Annotated in this window: 15 protein-coding genes; 9 read left to right on the plus strand and 6 right to left on the minus strand. The window is 42.9% G+C overall.

From position 1 onward, the window contains the following. Positions 1-597, plus strand: a 597-nt coding sequence (locus tag H9653_RS08635; protein ID WP_191691912.1) for a transposase, incomplete at its 5' end; no start/stop codon positions are given. A gap of 91 nt (positions 598-688) precedes the next feature. On the opposite strand, the gene H9653_RS08640 is transcribed toward H9653_RS08635, so the two are convergent. Next, a complete protein-coding gene (locus tag H9653_RS08640; RefSeq protein ID WP_191691913.1) occupies positions 689-1615 on the minus strand; it encodes a bestrophin family protein in 927 nt (308 codons plus the stop codon). A 310-nt stretch (positions 1616-1925) separates the two neighbouring features. Between H9653_RS08640 and H9653_RS08645 the strand changes: the two genes are divergently transcribed. From H9653_RS08645 to H9653_RS08665, 5 genes are all read left to right on the plus strand, one after another. Further along, positions 1926-2627, plus strand: coding sequence for a hypothetical protein (locus H9653_RS08645; protein ID WP_191691915.1), 702 nt, complete (start codon positions 1926-1928; stop codon positions 2625-2627). Between the two features lie 64 nt (positions 2628-2691). Beyond that, on the plus strand, positions 2692-3339 hold the full coding sequence (locus tag H9653_RS08650) for a DedA family protein (protein ID WP_191691916.1): 648 nt from the start codon (positions 2692-2694) through the stop codon (positions 3337-3339). Positions 3340-3783: 444 nt separating this feature from the next. Continuing rightward, entirely contained in the window at positions 3784-5310 is a 1527-nt protein-coding gene (gene nirK, locus H9653_RS08655) for a copper-containing nitrite reductase (protein ID WP_225211684.1), read from the plus strand. Between the two features lie 141 nt (positions 5311-5451). Further along, positions 5452-6354 carry a formylglycine-generating enzyme family protein gene (locus H9653_RS08660; protein ID WP_225211685.1) on the plus strand — a complete coding sequence of 301 codons (903 nt, stop codon included), beginning with the start codon at positions 5452-5454 and terminating at the stop codon, positions 6352-6354. A 100-nt stretch (positions 6355-6454) separates the two neighbouring features. Then, positions 6455-7234, plus strand: coding sequence for an SCO family protein (locus H9653_RS08665; RefSeq protein ID WP_191691917.1), 780 nt, complete (start codon positions 6455-6457; stop codon positions 7232-7234). A gap of 171 nt (positions 7235-7405) precedes the next feature. Here H9653_RS08665 and H9653_RS08670 read toward each other — a convergent pair whose 3' ends face one another. Further along, a complete protein-coding gene (locus H9653_RS08670) occupies positions 7406-8953 on the minus strand; it encodes an acetyl-CoA hydrolase/transferase family protein (RefSeq protein ID WP_102076275.1) in 1548 nt (515 codons plus the stop codon). 877 nt (positions 8954-9830) lie between these two features. Between H9653_RS08670 and H9653_RS08675 the strand changes: the two genes are divergently transcribed. Then, the gene (locus H9653_RS08675; protein ID WP_102076778.1) at positions 9831-10694 is read left to right on the plus strand and encodes a universal stress protein; all 864 of its coding nucleotides are present in this window, start codon (positions 9831-9833) and stop codon (positions 10692-10694) included. 48 nt (positions 10695-10742) lie between these two features. Here H9653_RS08675 and H9653_RS08680 read toward each other — a convergent pair whose 3' ends face one another. Beyond that, positions 10743-12284, minus strand: a complete 1542-nt coding sequence (locus tag H9653_RS08680; RefSeq protein WP_225211686.1) for a sensor histidine kinase — start codon at positions 12282-12284, stop codon at positions 10743-10745. Positions 12285-12298: 14 nt separating this feature from the next. Next, positions 12299-13000 carry a response regulator transcription factor gene (locus tag H9653_RS08685; RefSeq protein WP_191691919.1) on the minus strand — a complete coding sequence of 234 codons (702 nt, stop codon included), beginning with the start codon at positions 12998-13000 and terminating at the stop codon, positions 12299-12301. Positions 13001-13297: 297 nt separating this feature from the next. Here H9653_RS08685 and H9653_RS08690 point away from each other — a divergent pair, with 297 nt between their 5' ends. Beyond that, positions 13298-13849, plus strand: coding sequence for a Spy/CpxP family protein refolding chaperone (locus H9653_RS08690; protein ID WP_191691920.1), 552 nt, complete (start codon positions 13298-13300; stop codon positions 13847-13849). A gap of 172 nt (positions 13850-14021) precedes the next feature. Here the strand turns inward: H9653_RS08690 and H9653_RS08695 are convergent, their stop codons facing one another. Together H9653_RS08695 and H9653_RS08700 are read right to left on the minus strand one after the other, a co-directional pair. After that, entirely contained in the window at positions 14022-15830 is a 1809-nt protein-coding gene (locus tag H9653_RS08695; RefSeq protein ID WP_191691921.1) for a hypothetical protein, read from the minus strand. A gap of 120 nt (positions 15831-15950) precedes the next feature. After that, positions 15951-18035, minus strand: coding sequence for a hypothetical protein (locus tag H9653_RS08700; protein WP_191691923.1), 2085 nt, complete (start codon positions 18033-18035; stop codon positions 15951-15953). Between the two features lie 482 nt (positions 18036-18517). Between H9653_RS08700 and ggt the strand changes: the two genes are divergently transcribed. Continuing rightward, positions 18518-20494 (plus strand): gamma-glutamyltransferase, encoded by a 1977-nt coding sequence (gene ggt / locus H9653_RS08705; RefSeq protein ID WP_191691926.1) that lies wholly within the window; start codon positions 18518-18520, stop codon positions 20492-20494. Positions 20495-20815 lie beyond the last annotated feature (321 nt).

A 20815-nucleotide genomic window follows, 5' to 3' on the forward strand; every position in this document is an offset into this window, starting at 1 on the left:
TACACTGTGATTGAAACCTTTAGTGAAGGGGACTACTTGATACAAATGCCGGTTTCTCCCCAAGCTCAAAAGAAAAAATCCAAACTACCCGATACTTGGCAAGCTCGATTAATTGAGTGTCGTTATGAGGGTAAGACAAGACGATACATCACCTCTTTAATAGATGATAAACGCTTTACTAAGGATAAAGTGGCACAGCTGTACTTGCAGCGCTGGGAGATCGAGATGGCTTTTAGGGAAATTAAGTCTGATCTACAGCAGGGGCTGTTGTTAAGAAGTAAGCTGCCGCAGCTTGTGTTACAAGAGTTCTGGGGGCTTATGATTGCTTATAATCTGATAAGACGTTTGATGCGCTATATGGCTCTTAGGGCTAAGGTTAGCCCTCTACGAATTAGCTTCCATATGGCGTCTATTACGATTGTTGATCTGTTACGGTTTGCGCCTTTACAGGCTGCAGGACTCTTCCCTAAGTTGTTAGATACACTTTTAGAGGAAGGGAAATTGTTTGTTATTCCTGAACGTAGAAAGCGATCTTGCCCGAGGGTAGTTAAGGGTAAACCACAAAAATATCCCAAAAAAAATACCAGTCAGCGTTAACTGACTGGCATTACCGCTAGAGTGGTCTTTTTTATGCCATAAATGTTAATAGCGTAAATTTTGTTGCCATACTCATTTTATGATAAATAGATTATTGCAAATAGCCGTTTTTAGCCATGATGTTTGGCGGCAACTCAGTTTCGCCCAAGGCTTCTAGCAAATTAATCTCGATATTCCTGGATAAAGCGGTCAGCGGTAATTGGTTGGCTGCCAGCCCAAAAGGCTCTTCCAACTCTTCACTGAGCGCGTCTAAACCAAAAAAGGTATAAGCAATAACGCCGCAAATCAAAGGCGTCACCCAGCCTAAAGAAGAAACCAGACCAAAAGGCAGCATAAAGCAGTACAAATACGTCGTACGATGCACCAGCAGCGTATAAGCAAACGGTAATGGCGTGCTATGAATACGCTCACAGGCGGATAAAACCACCGTCATCGAATTGATGCGCTCGTCCATATTTTGCAGCATAAGATCTGACGTCAAGCGCTGATGCCGACAATAGCCAAGCTCTTTACCGAGCAGACGCAGCAGATAATCCGGCAAATTTTGCGCCTGTTGCATGCTGGCATGATAAACGGGCTCAACAAAACGCTCCACATCTTGCCAAGGCTCACTGTCACGCAATCGATGACGCAGCGCATGAGTAAAAGCGATGCTTAAATATACCAATCGGCGCTGGCTATCGTGCCCTTTCTCACTCTCATCATCTATATAAGACAGCACTTGACGAGTAAAGCTGCGCGTATCATAGACCAATTGCCCCCATAGTCCTCGAGCTTCCCACCAGCGCTGATAACTGGCGTTATTGCGAAAACCTAGAAACAGCGATAAAGCAATACCAAGCAAGGTAAACGGCGCGACGCTATAAGAAGAAAAAGAGCTGGGAAATCCGTGCTGAATATTGGTAATAAAGGCACTAATTAAGCTAATGAGCAAAATCTGCGGATAGACCTTGGGCAGAATGGAGCCACGCAAGGTAAAAAGCAGTTTGATGGCGCTTGGCTTTTGCTTGACGATCATTTTAACGTCCTAACGAATGATGCTTATAATTGGTACTTATAGAGTAAAACTAGCGTTTTTACAGGACGAAATGATAACAGACTAAAGAGGTATGAGCAGAAAAAACAGCGATTTATTCTATTTTAATTGGCTAAAAATTTTTACTACGTACTTATTCAATAAATTTCTACAAAATCATCGGTTGTTATAATGATGTAAGGATAGCAGGTACAAGGATACACGGCAGCTGTCAGCGCTTAAAAATTCGATTATAGTAGGCAGGTAATAATTATTTAAATAAAAAAACTCAAATAAATCGAGGGAATACACCATGAAAAAGTTAGGATTACTTGTCGCGGTATCGGTGGGCTTAAGCGCTTGTGCAGGTGGTATGAGCGGTGGCAGTACGCCGGGCAATTCAAATAATATTGTCACTCAATATCCCGTCGAAGCAGCCATGCTCAATATTTACACCAAAGCCCGCAGTCAAAGCTTGGTGGCAAACGTTGGCAATCAAACCGCCTCTGCTGACATCAAAGTCACGCCCAAAGGCAGCATGGTATTTAACAATAAACAAGTCCAAGGCGCTGAAGTAAATACTATTAATAAAGTCAACAATCAAGTCACTGATCAATCAGTCGCCATTAATTACTTTACCCTTAATCCATTGGTATTCCATGGTTTCACTGACAGCTCAGGTAAATACTCGATCTCGAATCAGACCACAACCATTCCCAAAATGGCAACGGTTGGCTCATCAAGTAAATTGATTACTGAAGATGTCTATGCCGATAGAAGCATGCGCAAAAAAATAGGTACTTACAATCAAGATTGGTCTTTGAGCAGAGATACCAATAATACCGCGTGGTTTTGCATAGAAACCTCGGCTAACTTACTACTCAGTAACGATCCTAACGGCAGCTCGTCAGAATGCTATAAAATCAATGCGCGCGGTGATATTCTGGATAGCAAAGTAACGATTAGCCAGCCGTCTACAAACGGCACTAAAACCATTACCTTTACCAGTCGATAGTTTTTATCAGCTGATGGCTGTTATAAACTGACAGCCATCAATTTGTCAGTTATTTAGGAATTCTATGGATCAAATGAGTGAATGGGTACTCGGCATCATGGCAAAGTTTGGCTACTTTGGCATTATATTTGCCATGTTTGCTGAAAACGTTTTCCCGCCTATTCCATCTGAGGTTATCATGCCCGCTGCTGGCTTCGCCGCTTCTAAAGGCGATATGAGCATTGTCTTGGTCATTCTAACTGGGACGCTTGGCGCGGTACTGGGTGCGCTACCCTTATACTATTTGGGTCATAAATTCGATGAGCCGCGCTTGGTCGAGTTCACTGAAAAGTACGGCAAATACGTGTTTATAAAACCTACTGACATTACCGATGCCAATGCATGGTTTGACAAACATGGCAAAATGGCAGTGTTTTTTGGGCGTATGGTGCCGGGCGTGCGTTCGCTAATTTCCATCCCTGCCGGTATGAATAAAATGTCGTTATTACCGTTTTTGGCGCTAACCGCTTTAGGCGCCAGCATTTGGACCGCGATATTGGCGCTAGCCGGGTATTACTTGGGTCAAAACTATGACGCTGTCGCAGGCGTGTTAGCCCCCTATTCTAAAGCTATTGGTATATCAATCGTGGTTGTTATTATCGGTTTACTCATAAAACGGCGCTTGTCTTATCGAAAAAATAGCAATAATGACAAAAATTCCGATCCGCGTTGAATATAAACTGTCTGCCACTCTTACAATACTAACCCAACTTAATATAATAGCTAAGTTCAATAACCACTTAGCTTCACTAATTTGGAGCAGAATTTTCAAATCCTAAAATGCTTATCTCAGCGTTTAAATCTTAATTCTTAAAGTTTTTACTCCTCTCTTTTCTAGTGCACCAAATCTTAAGAACACCTAACTAAATTTATAACTCATCAGTATAAAAATCGTGAACGAATATTGCGCAAATGATTCGCTTATTTGTAAACATTCATTTAAAATACATCTTATGGAAGCCAATTTATTAGCTCAACATTTTATAGTTTTGTTGTTTAATCTTATTATTTTAATAGTGTTTTTTGCTTTTCTTCACAATTAACAATAGGATGATGGAAGCGATAAAAATCGAGCTTTGTTAAATGAGCCACTTATTTTTAATTTTTGGAGAGCCTTATGCGTCTTTTTAACTCTGCAACCTCTCAGCCTCAAGCCCTCAGCTATTCTAAACTTGCATTAGCTTGTCTTCTTGCTCTTGGTACGGTAGGAATGGTCGGTTGTGATAAATCAACCCCTGATAAGGCCACAGCAACCAGCGTGGAAACCACTCAAACCACAAAAGACAGCAAAGCGCCAACCACCAAAAATGGCGAGCTACCAGTGATTGATGCGGTTATCACCCATGCGCCTGAAGTACCACCACCCATCGATCGTGACTATGCGGCAAAAGTCATCGTAAAAATGGAAACTGTAGAAAAAACCATGCGTCTAGCAGATGGCGTTGAGTACAACTTCTGGACATTTGACGGTCAGGTACCAGGACAATTTATTCGCGTACGTCAAGGCGATGAAATTGAGTTCCATTTATCAAACCACCCTGATTCAAAAATGCCGCACAATATTGACTTACATGCGGTGACAGGTCCAGGGGGCGGCGCTGCTGCTTCGTTTACCTCTCCTGGTTATACCTCAGAGTTTAACTTTAAAGCCTTAAAACCAGGCTTGTATGTCTATCACTGTGCGGTAGCGCCCGTCGGTATGCACATCGCAAACGGTATGTATGGCCTAATTTTGGTTGAGCCAGAAGGCGGTTTACCAAAGGTTGATCGTGAATTTTATGTCATGCAGGGCGATTTTTATACCAAAGGCAACTATGGCGATAAAGGACTGCAGCCTTTTGATATGGAAAAAGCGGTAAAAGAGCAGCCAGATTACGTGTTATTTAACGGTTCAGTTGGGGCGCTCACCGGTGAAAACTCATTGAAAGCCAACGTCGGTGAAACGGTTCGTCTATTCGTTGGTAACGGTGGTCCTAACTTGGTGTCCTCATTCCACGTGATTGGTGAGATTTTCGACAAGGTCAACATGGAAGGCGGTAGCGCTGAAAACCATAATGTTCAAACCACCCTTATCCCTGCAGGGGGCGCCGCGATTACCCAGTTCAAAGTAGATGTTCCAGGCGAGCTTGTGATGGTTGACCACTCTATTTTCCGGGCATTTAACAAAGGTGCGCTTGGTATCATCGATGTCAAAGGTGCAGAGGACAAGAAAATATATTCAGGAAAAGTGCGTGAAGACGTCTACTTACCTGAAGGCTCAGCGGCACAAAGTCTTGGTAAAACCAATGCGCCTGCGCCAGTCGTGACCGCTGCCAACAAGCAAGAAAGAATTAAAATGGGTGAGTCTGTTTACGCTAGTAACTGCGCGGCTTGTCACCAATTAAATGGTGCTGGTATACCAAAAGCCTTCCCACCATTGGCCAAGTCTGACTACCTTAACCAAGACCCAAAACGCGCCGTCGATGCTATCTTGCATGGCTTGACGGGTAAAATTACCGTCAACGGCGAGGAGTACGACAGTGTCATGCCAGCTGTTGCCCTAGATGATGAAAAAATCGCCAACGTCGTTACTTATATTATTAACAGTTGGGGCAATAAAGGTGGTGAAGTGACGCCAGAAGAGGTCAAAGCTGCTCGTAAATAACCTAGAAAGCTACGCTAGTTAATAGGGTTGCAATTAGACTGTTCGATGAAAAAACTCTCATTGAACAGTCATTTTCAATACAGTATCTGATTGAACAAGCGTTTGGCACCGTCCTTTTTTTGGTTTACTAGGAGATTAGTTATGTTATGGACTTACATTACTAACACTCGCAAAAGCAACACTCGCAGCATTGAGATTCAAAAAAACAACACTCTAAATATGAACGCTCGGAATATTGTGCATACAACCGCTCGCCCGCTCGCACTGTTATTGATCGTTAGTGCTCTGAGCGTCGCAACCGACTTTGCGTTGATAAGCACGCAAGCGCAAGCAAAAGAGCTGACCATTGAGCCCGGTACTTATCGTCCTTTATATTTGAGCAAAAACTCACCATTGGTGGCAGTCGATACATTCAAAATTGATGAGCTACCCGTCACCAATATACAGTTTTATCAATTTATAAAAGAAAATCCAAAGTTTCGCCAACGTGCCATTGCACCTATCTTTGCTGATTCTGGTTATCTAAAGCACTGGATCAATACCAAAGATATCTCTGTGCCTAAAAAGGCGGATTTTCGTAAGCCTGTGGTCAATGTCTCATGGTATGCCGCCAATCAATATTGCCGCGCGCAAAACAAGCGCTTGCCAACGGTTGAACAGTGGGAATATGTCGCACAAGCTTCTACTACCAATAAAAATGGCAGCTTGGAGGCCGGTTACAACCAACGCATTCTTGATTGGTATGGTAAATCGGCAGGTAATAAAGACCAGCTTGCCGATGTCGGACAAGGCCCTGCCAACTATTGGGGCGTCAAAGACATGCACGGCTTGATTTGGGAATGGACAGAGAATTTTAATAATAGTTTGGTCACTGGCGAATCACGTTCAGACAGCAATCTAAACCAAGAAATGTTTTGCGGCTCGGGTGCAGCAGGTGCGGTCGACCCAAGTGATTATGCAGCCTTTATGCGCTATGGTTTTCGCTCAAGCTTAGAAGCCAAATACACGGTCAGCAGCCTAGGTTTTCGCTGTGCTAGTAATTAACTTGCCCTAACATAGTGCTCTACTTTAACCTAGCACCCCTTTAACACAGCGCCCTACTTTTTATGCTCAATTGAATTTAATGGTATTTAAGGATTGCCTTATGAAAACAATAAAAACTATGCAAAATACAAGTTCAAAAAATACAGTAACTCAGCCATTGTCTCATCTGGCTTATGCTATCAAACTGGCTTTGACTACTGGGCTCTGTATTGGCTTACTCGCCTGTAGCAATCCTGACGCGATTAACTCGGCGACGACGCAAGACAGTCAAGCTGATACTACTTCTGAATCTAAAGTCGCGACAGATAATCATCACGACATGAAAGGTAAGGATCATCAACAGATGAATCATGCCGATATGAATGCCCAAGAACCAGCAGAAGCGCTCGGGCAAGAGTATTCTATTTATCAAGCAGGCGGCGACTGGACAGATCATCGTGGCAATACCTTTGAGCTTGATAAGCTTGAGGGTAAAAATCAAGTGGTGGTGATGGCTTATACCAGCTGTCAGCATACCTGCCCTATCTTGGTGCAATCCATGAAACAGATGTACAAAGAGATGACGCCTGAAGCACGTGCGCAAACGGAGTTTTTACTGGCGACTTTGGACACGGAGCGCGATACCGTTGATGTGATGAAAAACTTTGCTGAGCATAATAATCTTGGTGATAACTGGCGCCTGATTCGTAGCGATGAAGCCAGCACCCGCATGCTTGCCAACACCTTAAATATCAAATATCAATTTGCCGATAATGGTGATATTAACCACTCTAATCTGATATCTGTATTAGATAAAGACGGTCGTTTGGTCGCCCAAGGCGTTGGGGTTGCCGACTCTGGCATTGAGCCATTGATTGAGTATTTAAACAGCCATAGTTAAGCATTTAAAAATCATACTTGTAACCTTTACTTTTAAATTTACCTGTATCTAAAAGACAAAGAAACACCGCTTATCTACTAACAGACAAGCGGTGTTTTTCATTGTGTCATCAGCTACGGCGCTGATTTTGGCGTTAAGCCTTTCAGTAAGTATTTAGTTAAGCACTGAAACCTAAACCGCCAAAGCCAAACCTTTTTTGACGCGCATATCGCCGGTTTCAACATAACGCTGATGCCAAGATAAAGATTCATCGAGCAAATGCGGCGTTTGCATGCCAGCCGTCTGTGCAGCACGATCATAATAATCTTGTAGCATTGGACGATAGTCTGGATGTGCACAGTTATCAATGATTTTTTGCGCGCGTTGACGTGGTGACAAACCACGCAAGTCCGCCAGACCTTGCTCAGTGACGATAATCATCACATCATGCTCAGTATGGTCAACGTGTGACACCATGGGCGTGATGCATGAAATAGCGCCGCCTTTAGCAACTGACGGGCTGACAAACATTGAGGTAAAGGCATTACGCGCAAAGTCGCCAGAGCCGCCCAAACCATTCATCATATTGGTACCCATGACGTGGGTTGAGTTGACATTACCATAAAGGTCACACTCAATCATCGCATTGATAGCGAGCACGCCAAGACGACGCGATACTTCAGGGTGGTTAGTGATTTCTTGTGGGCGCAAAATAATACGTTTGCGCAATTCTTCAATATTGGCATTAAAACGCGCCAACGCCTCTGGGCTTAACGACATCGCCGTTGCCGACGCTTGGGTCATTTTTCCTGACATAATCAAATCTAACATACCGTCTTGCAATACTTCGGTATAGCCAGTTAAGTTTTCAAACGGACTGGCTTGTAAGCCCGCCAATACCGCATTGGCAACGTTACCAACCCCAGACTGAATCGGCAATAAGTTGGCTGGCATGCGGCCTTTTTTCACTTCTTCATGGAAAAAGTCGATAATGTAGCCGGCAATTTTGGTTGAGCACTCATCAGGATCGGCAAACTTACTATTGCGGTCCGGTGAATCGGTTAAGACCACGGCGACGACTTTATCCAAATCACAAGTTAGGTACGGCTCGCCAATACGCTCACCCGGTGTGGTAATCGGAATCGGTTTACGATGCGGCGGCAAACCAATGTCATCAAAAACATCGTGCATACCTTCTAACAATAAGCTTTGGCGGCTATTTACTTCTAAAATAATTTGATCGGCATTGTGCAACCATGCGTTATTGGTACCGATAGAGGTAGATGGAATCAGGCGTCCATCTGGCAAAATACCGGCCACTTCAACCACCGCCATGTGCATGTCACCATAAAAACCAAAGGTGCTTTGCTGAGCGACGTGTGATAAATGCATGTCAAAATAATGCGTTTCGCCAGCGTTGATTTGCTTACGTAGCGCAGGCTCTGACTGATAAGGCGTGCGCATCTTGATACCATTGGCTTCAGCCAAGACGCCGTCGCATTCTGCAGCGGTCGATGCGCCGGTTAATAAACCGATTTTGAATTCTTCGCCGCGAGCTTGCGCCGCTTTTATACGCTCTGCTAACGCAGCTGGGACGGCTTTTGGATAACCTGCCCCTGTGAAACCGCTCATTCCAACATTCATATCATGCAAGATAAATGTTGCTGCTTGCTCTGCTGACATGATTTTTTCACGCAAACCTTCGTGACGAACGCGCTCTTCGTGGCTAATTGCACTCATACCTTTTTTCCTAGTAACTTCCCTATTAACACCAAACCCTCAAAATAATGAGACGTTTGATACCGAAACAGCAATAAAATACAATGGAGTATATTAACAACTTTGGTATAAAAGACAAGTTGCTTGTCTTAAATTTTAATTTACGTCCTTAAAGACTACTTTCATTAATTAACAATAGTTCATAAAATTACAAGAGATAAGATTTGTTTTTTGATTATTTCTAAAGCAATAACTTGAAGCTTTTTAGCTATGTAAAGTTAAAAAATCTTAAATAACTATACAGTAATTAAAAATACTATTAACTAAATTTTAAAAATACTCTAAGATTAATTTTAGTCTTGATGGAAGTCTAATAGGGATAGAGGGTGCTTAACTGCCAAATTTATGGAGAAACCTAGATAAGCGCTTGGTGTTAAAGAGAATTATATCTTTGACTTTTAATGAGTTAGCAAATGCAAACCTCTAAAAGATAGCGCTTATTTTAAATAAAATGATAAGAACAAACATAAATATTATTTTTCTTACTTTAATAATCGTATAACTATTAACTATAAATCTTCAGGGATTAAGAGTTGGTTTGTAATTTGTGTGCTTATTTAACACTCTCTAAAAAGTGACCGTGTTTTTAAATAGAAGATTATTTTATATCAGCCATAAAACCTGATATTTAATTATAATTCTAGTAGAACCAATATTTTTTAGTGAAATATTGTTCTATAATTAAAGAAAATTATATTTATAAAAAGGCATTTAAAACCTAGCGCTTTAATCTTGCCATGACTATATTTGAGGTAAGATGATGACCCCTACTAGATCATTTTTAATGTGATGAAAAGGTCGGCTTATCAAAAGATAAATGCAAAACTAAGGACAGATTATGATAACGGAAGAGCACGTTTTGGCTTGTATTGATGGTTCAGCGGTGACTGGCTCAGTCTGTGATTATGCCGCGTGGTACGCAAGCAAACTGGATATCTCAGTAGCTTTATTGCACGTGAGCGACGTAGCAGCTTCGGTCAGACGCGATTTATCAGGTGCTATTGGCATTAATAGTCGCCAGTTTTTGCTCGATGAGTTATCGGAACTCGATGAGCAAAGGGCGCAGGTGGTCAACAACTACAGCAATGCCTTGGTACAAGATGCAAAAAGTCATATTCAAAATGGCTTTCAAAATATGAAGGTTTGCATTTATCAACGCCGCGGTAAACTGCTGCCAGCGATTGAGCATTTTCAGGAAAAAAATCGCGCCATAGTCATGGGACGGCGCGGTGAGGACCATAAAAACAGTCGTATCAATATCGGCAGTCAAATCGAAACGGTCGCCCGCGCCTCGAACATACCGGTGTTGATTTGTTCAGAGAAATTTAAAGAGCCGCAGTCATATATGGTGGCATTTGATGGCAGTAAAACGGCGATAAATGCCATACACGTGCTTGCAAAGAGCAACCTGTTAAAAGGCTTACAAGGTCATATCGTTATGGTCGGTCATCATAACGAAGCCTCTAAAAAAAGCCTTGATAACGCGGCTGCACACTTACAGGCAGCGGGTTTTAGCGTCGATACCCATCAGCTCTTAGAACTTGATGCGGTTGAGGGTTTACTCAGCTTTCAATTTGAAAACAACATCGATATCATCGTCATTGGCGCTTATGGACGCTCTAAGCTTCAGCATTTATTTTTGGGCAGTACCACGACAGAAATCATTGCCAGCACCTTATCGCCTGTTATTCTGGTACGCTAATTCTTCCTAATTCTATGAATTTAAAGGCATAATAAATATTGTTTACTTTTATTGAATAGGCAGCACTATCTGTACCACCAAGCCTTGAATACCATCTTTGCGGTTACAAACATTAATTTGGCCTTTATGAGCGACAACGACCGCATGGACGATGGCCAATCCCAACCCATAGCCACCTGTTTCCCTGTGGCGAGCACTATCAAGGCGTACAAAGGGCTGAAAAATACGCTCTAAGTCTTTTTCTGCTACCCCGCCGCCCTCGTCTGTGATGCTAATTTGAATGGCATCTCTTTTATTATCGAGCCTTGCTTTTGTGACTTCAGCAGTAACGGTCGAATCTGCAGGAGTATGCATAAAAGCATTTCGAATGATATTTTCAAGGGCGCTATGCAACTGTTCTTGATTACCAAGCACAGTCAAAGACGTATCAAATGACGATGATAAAGCAACTGGCGGCGTCCATTGCCAGCGTACATCTTTATGCTGAAACTCAAAACAAACGTCTTTGCCAATCTCAGTGATGAGCTCAACCATGTCTACGGCATCATTTTCTAGATTATCGATGGTATATTGCTGCATTTGCAGAGATTGAATATGAATGATTTGCTCAATCAGCTCATTCATGCGTGTCGACTCTTTATCGATACGGTCAAGGTAACGGCTAGCATCGGGTGAAAAGTCACGCGTCAGTTCAGTAGCCACATCAAGGCGCGCCAGTGGCGAGCGCAGCTCATGCGAGATATCACTGAGCATCTGCTTGCGCGCAAGCTCACTCTCAGCCAATCGAGTCGATAATAAAGCCACATCTTTTGCCAATAAACCTAGCTCGTCAGAGCCCAATGTTGATAACTGCGGATTGGCTTGATAATCGCCGTCGATCATACGGTGCACGGTATCTTGAACTCGACCAATGCGCTGCGTCAGCGTACGACTGAGCCAAAAGCAGACCAACACGCTAAACAGAATAATGAGAAGCAAACGCACGGTAAAATTACCGCGTTGCAGCGCCAAGACATCAGCAAAACGCAGGTGCGGGCGCAATTGTATAATGGCCGTTTGCCCGTCTGGCAAATCTACGGTGATATCTGCCAGTTCTGGGCGATTATTAGGGTCAAAAATTACTTCTCTATTCGGCATCGCTGGATGCAGGATTGCATTAATAAAAGAGGGCTTTTCGTAGGCGCTATCATTTTTATCATGATGCGCTCTACGATTGCCAGAAATGGGATGCGATGGCAAGTCACGCGCCACTTCCTGACCGTTTGTTTGACGCTCTTCTCTATAGCGATAGCGCGGAAAAATAATAGCGCCCTGCTCATCATAAATCCTGATTTGACTCATCAGCCGGCGGTCTTGCCGGTAAAGTTGCCTGACTGCTAATAAATCACCAGCCTGTAGCGCCGCAACCACTTCTTGGCGCTTGAGTAAAAGACTGTCAATTTGCACGTCCATCCGAGCGCTGAGCTCTTTACCATTGAGCCAACGTTCTACCATAACAGAGATGATAGAGGTGATGAGTACCGTCAATAACAGACTGAGAAATAGTCGCCAAAATAGCGTGATTCTTGGCTTGAATGTCGAGGTAAGCATCGATGCGTCCGTCATTACAGCACCAGCTGATAACCTTTACCACGAATTGCCTTGATAGGCTCGTCATGAAAAGGTTGCAGTTTTTTACGCAGGCGCGACACATGCACATCAAGGCTGCGATCAAACGGCTGCAACTCACGCTGTAAGACATGTTGTGACAGCCACGCTTTGCTGACCACCTCGCCTTTTTGTTTAAGTAACGCCACCAACAAGTCAAACTCTGTTCCTGTGACTTGTAACTCGACGCCATCTATTTGGCAAAGTCGTTGATTTTGGTCCAAATGCAACCGGCTCTCTGGCAGTGGCAAGTGCTCTGAGGCGGCAGCACCCGATGCGGTAATACGGCTACGTTTAATCACTGCGTTAATACGTGCCAGCAGCTCACGCGGGTTACACGGTTTGGTAATATAATCATCGGCACCAAGCTCCAGCCCAATAATACGATCAATCTCCTCACCTTTTGCCGTCAACATAATCACTGGAATATCGCTAATCGCTGGCAGCTGACGCAGGACACTGAGCCCATCTATCTTTGGCATCATAATATCGAGTACCAATAAATCATAAGGCGCACTATCATGCATGGCTGATTTTAAGCGTTCGATGACCGCCTCGCCATCATGCACACAGTCACCTTGGATGCCATGATTATGCAAATACTCTTGCAGCAGTTGGGTCAACTCTTCATCATCATCACCCAATAAAATATTTGCCATCCTCCTCCTCTCCTTTCTACTTTATTGCTGTTCAGTCAAATGATTCTAAGCATGCCATAGTATGGCTGATATTATCAGGCAAGCATCCATCAATGCGCCACAAACGTTACCTTTCTTAATATTTCATAAATGTTCGCAACTTCTAGCTGTCGTATGATAGCGGCTATCAGCAACAAATACTGATGGCAATTAATGATTCATAGTGGCTATCCGGGACACTTGCTAATCATTAATTATCAGATAAAAAACCTCTTTTTGTAATAATTAACGTTTGCACCATAACTGAAGGTAATCATAATGAAAAAATTAATCATAGGCTCAGTACTCGCGATATCTAGCGTCTTAACGGTTACAGGCTGTACCAGTGTCAACGCCACCACCGATACGACGCCAGCAACAACAACCAACATGCAAAAACATCACAAAGCTGGCATGAAAAACGGCATGCACAAAGGTGGTATGCATGAGGGTGGCATGAGAGGCGCTATGGCGCAGTTGGATTTGACAGCGACTCAGCAGGCACAAATCAAAGCTATTATGCAAGAAAAATACAGTAGCAACAAAAATGACCGTAGCAAATATCAAGCAGAGCGCGCGCAAATGCAACAACAAATGCAAACGTTGACCAATGCCAAAACCTTAGATGCCGCAGCAGTTAACCGCCTAGCCGATCAACAAGCGGCAAAAACCAAGCAGCGCTTTATTGAACGCGTGCAAACTGAGCATGCTATCGCACAAGTGCTAACGCCTGAACAACGTCAAAAAATGGCGCAATTAAAATTAGAAAGAAAAGCAAAAGGTCATCATGGTTCAAAAAACCGTCAGATGCACAGCAAACACCAGCAGTAAGGTCAGTACTGGCAGTAAGATGTGTCATTGACGGCCACTCTTAATGAAAAATATTATATTTAAAAGATATATTCTAAAAAACGCATCGGTTAACCGGTGCGTTTTTTTATTGTTTCTATAAGTACTTCACTCATTTAAATGGACTATAAACCTAAAATTTAGCGCCCGACACTTATTCTACCGAACCAAAACGCTGTTGATACATTGGTAGCATGTTAAAGAGCATTTTGCCCATTGCGGTACCATTACCTTGACGATAATACTCGCCAAGCTCAGCGCTATATTCTTTTAAATCAATGCTGTTATTGGCGGTTGGTATCTGACTGTTACTCGGTAAGTTGGGAAACGCCTTATCTTGAGCACGGATAGGCATATATTGCGTAAGGGCATCGACAATGAGACTGCTCTTTTTTGTGGTTTCCATACTCAACTCACCATTTGACTCACCACTTGTTTCATCACTGGCATCGGTTGATAGGTAATGGCGACTGTGCTGCCATTGCAATTGACCGCCTTTACTAAAACCGTATAATTTTTGCACAGGCAGATTTGCAGCTGCAGATAAAGTCGGTGAGTGTGTTTCGAGTAAACCTGTTTCTTGTGTTCTCAGCATTTTATCATCAGCAAAATCTTTCATTTTTACTAAAACTTGTTTGACCATCGATTTACTGGTGATTTTACTGTCCGTAGGATAAAGGTCATCTTGCGTATCAGAAACATTTTGGGTTATCAGCTCAGGATATTGCTGAGTGATGAGTTTATAGAAGGTGCCCATATAGTCTTTATATGCCTGTTCATCGCTCGCACTACTTTGGACACGGCGAATGATTTTGGCACTATTGAGCATGGGTGCTAGCTGCTTTTCAGGTAATTTGGGTGATAGCGACGTCAAAATATTTGGAGCAATAAAATCAAACTGGCTCACATCAGCTTTGACATAGATGCTGTCTTCTGCTTGAATGTGGCTTTTTATTACGGCACGACCAAAATCTTTCGGTAACGTACCATCATCAAGGGCTATTTTTAGCCATTTATTTTGCCATTTGGTGCCCAACTTATCATCGGCCAGCTTTGATGTCAGCAAAGCAAAATTGTCCGCCCACAGATAGAGGATACCAGTTTTAAAATCGATATAAATAGGTTGATTGATACTACTATGATGGTTACGCGCCGAATACTGCGCACTACCCAGCATGGTAAACTTGCCTGCCAGCGGCTGATAAACACCCTGCGCATTCATAGATAATGGCTTTAGCAGATAAGCATCCAGTAATTGCGATTTTTTGATATCTAGTGTAGATTTTTTGCTGTCATATTCATTAAATAGCTTTTGGTAATAAGGTGAGATGGTAGCGGCGCTAGCAGAATCTATAGCAGATGATGCTGACACCGCGACCTCGGCCGCCGCGTCTACCACGTCCTCCGCTGCTTCCTCAACGCTATAAGCCGTACTATCATAGTGGACCTCAGCCCATGCTTCATAGGCTGCTGAGCAGGCTAGGTACGATTGCTTAAGTGCCTCACGCTGGGGCGCGTAATCAATCGACGCAACCTCTTTTTTCTGTGCTTCTGCCTTTGTTAATAAGGCTGCATAAGCTTGATCGTGATTATCTTCGCAATAGCTATCAACATCGTCTGATGCCACCAGTTTTGAGCTATCGATAGCTGTAAATTGATGCTCATTACTAATCTCAATATTACTATGATAAGCAAAAGACTGGCGGCGCTGCTGTTGTAATGCGCTGGCCAATGCGTTTTTTGCAACGCTTGGCGCATTATCTGCCTGTAAATTTTTTGATTGACCAAGATTGTTAGATACATTGGTAGACTGGCAAGCCGTTATCAATAATGTACTGGCAACTAATGTACTAGAAACCAATGCACTAGAAAATAAAGAGCTTATCGTCATCATTGATTTAGAGCACAAGGGATTTATCTGCTTTGCTGTATTAATGGATAAAGCCACATTTAATTTTTTCATTTTCTCTATCCTTGAAAGGCGTTATATTTTGCTAAGCGTTATATGTTGCTAAGCGTTGGGCGACGATGATGGATACTGAAAATATATCAGCGTATCAGCGCCTATCATCAAACGAGGGGCTTAAAACAAGGTGTCTTCTGCTGTGTCTGTGGCATCATCATCAGCATAATCCACACTTTCCTCAGTTACTCCTGCCTCAGTTGCTTCCACATAATCATAACGCGCATAACGTGCTTTCTCTAACCTCTCTTTTTGCTGACGCTGTGCTGCAAGCCAAGCATTGCCATCGATAGCGACCGGTGCCTCTGCGCCAAAAGACTGTGCCAACAATGTCGCTAATGGGTGTTGATTAAAGCTGGCATTATCATAGCGCGTCTGATTCAAGACCGTGTTTTGTGAACCAAAAAAGTCACTGCCGATATTGGTTCGTTGCTGTTTTGCCAATAAATGGTCTGAGCCATCTAAATAATAGTAATTAATATGATTAAAAGAAATAGGACTCACCGCTTCTATCAGCTGTAGCAATCCGCCAACATCTGCACTTTGATAGCCTTTGTTATATAATTCCATCTTAGCAATCGCAGCTTTCAACACATGATCATCAGGATAGTTTTGTGGGTTTTGGTCAATATGCTTTTGCAGCGAGCGTGAGATGTTTTTAAATATTTTGCCTATCATCTCGCCGCTTTGACGACTGCCAAAATAGACTTTAACCGCCCTATCAGCGCCTACCTCTTTAGCAAACTCATCATCCCGTATATCTACAGCACTGAAATATTCTGGCTCTAATTCCGCCATACTGTTTTGTACGGCGTTAATGACCGCATCATAAATAACGCTTGGCGGTATTTGAGCAATAGAAGTAACCGCTTCAGGTAAACCAAAATTCACCGTATGGGTAGTCATTTGCTCGGGTAACGGCGTATGCTCAGGATTGGCTAGCGCCAAGATAGGCATCAATGCCGATGGATCGATCGTCGCTGCCCCTTTGTTAAAATCAAGAGCAAGCGGTAGTTGAATCGATGAATGGATGGTCGGCGCAACATAGTCGTAGCTGTAGACACTCTGTAGCTGCTTTTGTTTGGGCTTATAATGACTGACGCTATTGAGAGTCAGGTATTGATAATGGTAGGCATTCATTGCCTGAACTTGTTCAGGGGTACGGATAAACATATTGATAAGATTGGTCATTAACCCCGGATAAGCACGAACAGCGTTTTCATCTTGAATACCCTTTGCCGTTTTACTGGCTTGCATGTCTTCATAGTTACGTAACCAATCTTTTGATTTGACGCGACTTAAATTAGATAACAAACCACCAGCGTCGCTCTCGTATGGACTATCATCTCTCTGATTGCCGTATTCATTGTAGCCATTCTCGTCATAGCCCTCTGTATCGTAACCATACTTATCGTGACCATATTCATCATAACCTTCACTATCATAGCCATATTCGTCGTAGCCGTTTTGATCATAACCTTCCTCATCATAGCCATTTTGATCATAGCCATACTCATCGTAATGACGCTCTTCTTCGGCAGTGCGCGCAGCGACGGCGGCAGCCACCGCTTCAAAGGCAGAATCGCCACTATAAACCTGATCGTTATCCTCAATATCATTATAGCCGTCAATGTCTTCTTCGACCGCCGCCTCATCTGCTTCTGCTAGATTTTCATACTCATTAATATCTTCATCAGTAGCACTGTTATAAAGATACAGCTCGAGCAATGTTCTAAAAAAACTGCTTGAGCCAGCGTCAATACTATCGGCTTTAATATAGGGAGTTGAATGATAATTAGCCTGCGATACTGACACGTGCTCCGTCGCTAAATGCTGACGAATAGCGCTCAGTAGACGTGCCTTAGCTTGCACTTCTGGGTTTGGGCTTTTAGTTTGGTCAAATAAACGCTGATAACGTTCAGCATTCTTATCCAATTTGCTATTAAACATTTTGCCCTGAGTTTGGTTTTGCTGAGTATCAGCAATACTAAAATCTATGCCTGTCATGGATAAATTGGACTGTGATGATAAGCCTGTCGTCGTTTGACAACCCATTAACGTCACGGTGGCACTTGCAGCAGTAAGCGTATAAAGCACGCAGACAGCAAACTTAGTAGAAGACTTTTTATAATTTGTGAATGATTGAGCTACCAAGCTTTGAAAATGAGGCAGCAAGGTGCGTTTAGAAGAGCTAAGCGGTGACATAAAAATCCCTTTATCCAAGCTGATAAACAATTGTGAAGGCAGTATTAAGGCTGCTATTTACAACACAATATATTACAGATTAGTAACGCAAAGGAATTATTTTCAGCAAAAATGATAAGCTGCTTAGATAAATATTGAAGCGCTCTCAATTCTCTAAAAGCTAATGCATTGTTGTTATTGCAAAAATTAAAAAATCGCCATCAAATATGCTCTTTCTGTATACAAGGGTCTTTACTACAAGCAAATATGCGCTTTATAGTTTTCATTAATAATGTCTAAGCCTTTGGTACAATCTAAAATTTGACGATTGGTTTATTCATAATAACCTCTAGAGATTTTGCTAAAGTAAAGCTCATAACAAATTTTCGTTGTCATACAATGATGAATATTTGCATTATTTTTAGTTGAAGCAATTTGTGTATTTCATGAATAGCAAGCACAATAAGACCTTATCTTCTTATCTACGTAAAAAGGAATTTACGATGCGCCAATCACTCTCAAAAACCCATCAAAACGTTCACGGTGATACTTCTCGTTATAAAACAAAAATCAAAACTGCTATCTTATTGATAAGCAGCACTCTATTAATTTCTGTCTCTGCTTATGCCGCAGAAACCAAACCTACGACCGCAAAAACCACTATTAATCCAACCTCGATTAATACCAGTGCGATTAATTTAGCGATTATGGCTGATAATCCGACTGTATTGTCCGAGACTCAGCGCATTACAAAATCGAAATCCTCTACTCTAGCGCCCACTACCGCCACAGGCACAGCCGTCGTTAGTGGCAAGACAGCCAAAACCGACCAAGCTATCTATTCTGAAGACGCCATTCATCACCCTGTTTGGGCAAAAAACGGCATGGTCGCCACCCAAGAAGCGCTTGCCTCTGATATCGGCTTAAAGATTTTAAAAGATGGCGGTAATGCCGTTGATGCCGCTGTCGCCGTTGGCTTTGCGTTAGCGGTTACGTTGCCGCGTGCGGGCAACATCGGCGGTGGTGGATTTATGATGATTTATGACGCTAAGCAAGGCAAAACGGTTGCACTCGACTATCGCGAAAAAGCGCCGAGTAGCGCCTCGCGTGATATGTATCTCGATAAAGACGGCAATGCGGTCAGTGATTTATCCCGCTATCATGGTTTAGCGGTTGGCGTGCCGGGCACCGTAGCAGGCTTGCTTAAAGCGCTAGACAATCACGGCACCATGAGCCGTGGGCAAGTTATGGCACCAGCGATTGCACTGGCAGAAAACGGTATTGAAGTCACCGCTGGCTTGTCCGAATCATTAGAAGCGTTGAGTGACCGTTTACAAAAATGGCCAAGTACCAAAAAGATATTTTTTAAACCAGATGGCAGCGCCTATCAGCCGGGTGAGCTACTACGTCAACCTGAGCTGGCAAAGTCACTTAAACTGATTGCCGCAAAAGGGTCTGATGGTTTTTATAAAGGCGAAACCGCGCGTAAATTGGTCAAAGCCGTCAATGAAGCAGGCGGCAATATGAGCTTGCAAGACTTAGCCAATTACAGGGCGATTGCTCGCGTGCCCGTTAAAGGCGATTATCGTGGTTATGAGATTGTATCCATGCCGCCGCCGTCCTCTGGTGGTATTCATATCGTGCAGATTTTAAATATCTTAGAAGGCTATCCACTAAAAGACTACGGACAAAACAGCGCGCAAACCATTCACTTGATGAGCGAGGCGATGCAATTAGCGTATGCCGATCGCGCCGAGTATTTGGGTGATTCTGATTTTATTGATGTACCTGCCAGCGGCTTAACCTCACAAGCTTATGCCGATAAATTACGTAGCTTAATTAATCCTAATAAAGCCACACCCGCAGCAACGATTAAAGCGAATAATCCATTACCATACGAGAGCGATCAAACCACGCATTTTTCTATCGTTGATAAAGACGGCAATGCCGTAGCCAATACTTATACGCTGAATTTTTCTTATGGCACAGGGCTTGTCGCTGAAGGGACAGGGATTTTGTTAAACAATGAGATGGATGATTTTTCTGCCAAACCCGGCGTGCCCAATGGTTATGGTTTAATTGGCGGCGACGCTAATGCGGTCGAGGCCAATAAACGCCCGTTGTCTTCGATGAGCCCGACGCTGGTATTCAAAGACAGCAAACCTTATATCGTTACCGGCAGCCCCGGTGGTAGCCGCATTATTACTACCGTCACGCAAGTCATCTCCAACGTCATTGACCACGATATGAATATCGCTGAAGCCACACACGCGCCGCGTATCCACGACCAATGGCTGCCCGATGAAATTCGTATCGAAAAAGCCTTAAATGTTGATACGGTTAAAAAACTAGAATCAATGGGGCATAAGGTTAGCCCGCAAGCAGCGATGGGTTCAACCCAGTCGATTATGCTTACCCCAAATGGCGTTTATGGTTCTTCTGACCCACGTATCGTCGATGCCGCGGTAGTGGGTTATTAAAATTTGATAGTTTGTTTTAAAAGTTAATCTTTTAAAAACGATTGCAAATAATGCCCTTCTCTAGCCTTTATCTTGCCCTCTATTCTTTATTCTTAACCCTATAGAGGGCATTTTTGGCTAAACTCATTAAAACTGTTTAATCCTGATTAAACTTGCTTTTTCTACCCTCGCCCTCTCTCTTATACGTTTGAATCGGTGGCTGTCTGCGCCAAATAATGCTATTATTGACGACCAGCTTTAAAAGCTCAAAATATCAATTTTCGCGTCCTATCACTTCTTAAAAAACCATAAGGTATTGATAATAAAAAATTTATTATCATA

Source organism: Psychrobacter communis (assembly GCF_014836505.1).
Taxonomy (GTDB): Bacteria; Pseudomonadota; Gammaproteobacteria; order Pseudomonadales; family Moraxellaceae; genus Psychrobacter; species Psychrobacter faecalis.

Bases quoted from the DNA above. Each gene is read 5' to 3' on its own strand.
- H9653_RS08680 (WP_225211686.1), bottom strand. From the start codon at position 12,284: ATGCTTACCTCGACATTCAAGCCAAGAATCACGCTATTTTGGCGACTA.
- H9653_RS08700 (WP_191691923.1), bottom strand. From the start codon at position 18,035: ATGTCACCGCTTAGCTCTTCTAAACGCACCTTGCTGCCTCATTTTCAA.
- H9653_RS08690 (WP_191691920.1), top strand. From the start codon at position 13,298: ATGAAAAAATTAATCATAGGCTCAGTACTCGCGATATCTAGCGTCTTA.
- ggt (WP_191691926.1), top strand. From the start codon at position 18,518: ATGCGCCAATCACTCTCAAAAACCCATCAAAACGTTCACGGTGATACT.
- H9653_RS08685 (WP_191691919.1), bottom strand. From the start codon at position 13,000: ATGGCAAATATTTTATTGGGTGATGATGATGAAGAGTTGACCCAACTG.
- H9653_RS08645 (WP_191691915.1), top strand. From the start codon at position 1,926: ATGAAAAAGTTAGGATTACTTGTCGCGGTATCGGTGGGCTTAAGCGCT.
- H9653_RS08640 (WP_191691913.1), bottom strand. From the start codon at position 1,615: ATGATCGTCAAGCAAAAGCCAAGCGCCATCAAACTGCTTTTTACCTTG.
- H9653_RS08670 (WP_102076275.1), bottom strand. From the start codon at position 8,953: ATGAGTGCAATTAGCCACGAAGAGCGCGTTCGTCACGAAGGTTTGCGT.
- H9653_RS08695 (WP_191691921.1), bottom strand. From the start codon at position 15,830: ATGAAAAAATTAAATGTGGCTTTATCCATTAATACAGCAAAGCAGATA.
- H9653_RS08650 (WP_191691916.1), top strand. From the start codon at position 2,692: ATGGATCAAATGAGTGAATGGGTACTCGGCATCATGGCAAAGTTTGGC.
- H9653_RS08665 (WP_191691917.1), top strand. From the start codon at position 6,455: ATGAAAACAATAAAAACTATGCAAAATACAAGTTCAAAAAATACAGTA.
- H9653_RS08675 (WP_102076778.1), top strand. From the start codon at position 9,831: ATGATAACGGAAGAGCACGTTTTGGCTTGTATTGATGGTTCAGCGGTG.
- H9653_RS08660 (WP_225211685.1), top strand. From the start codon at position 5,452: ATGTTATGGACTTACATTACTAACACTCGCAAAAGCAACACTCGCAGC.
- nirK (WP_225211684.1), top strand. From the start codon at position 3,784: ATGCGTCTTTTTAACTCTGCAACCTCTCAGCCTCAAGCCCTCAGCTAT.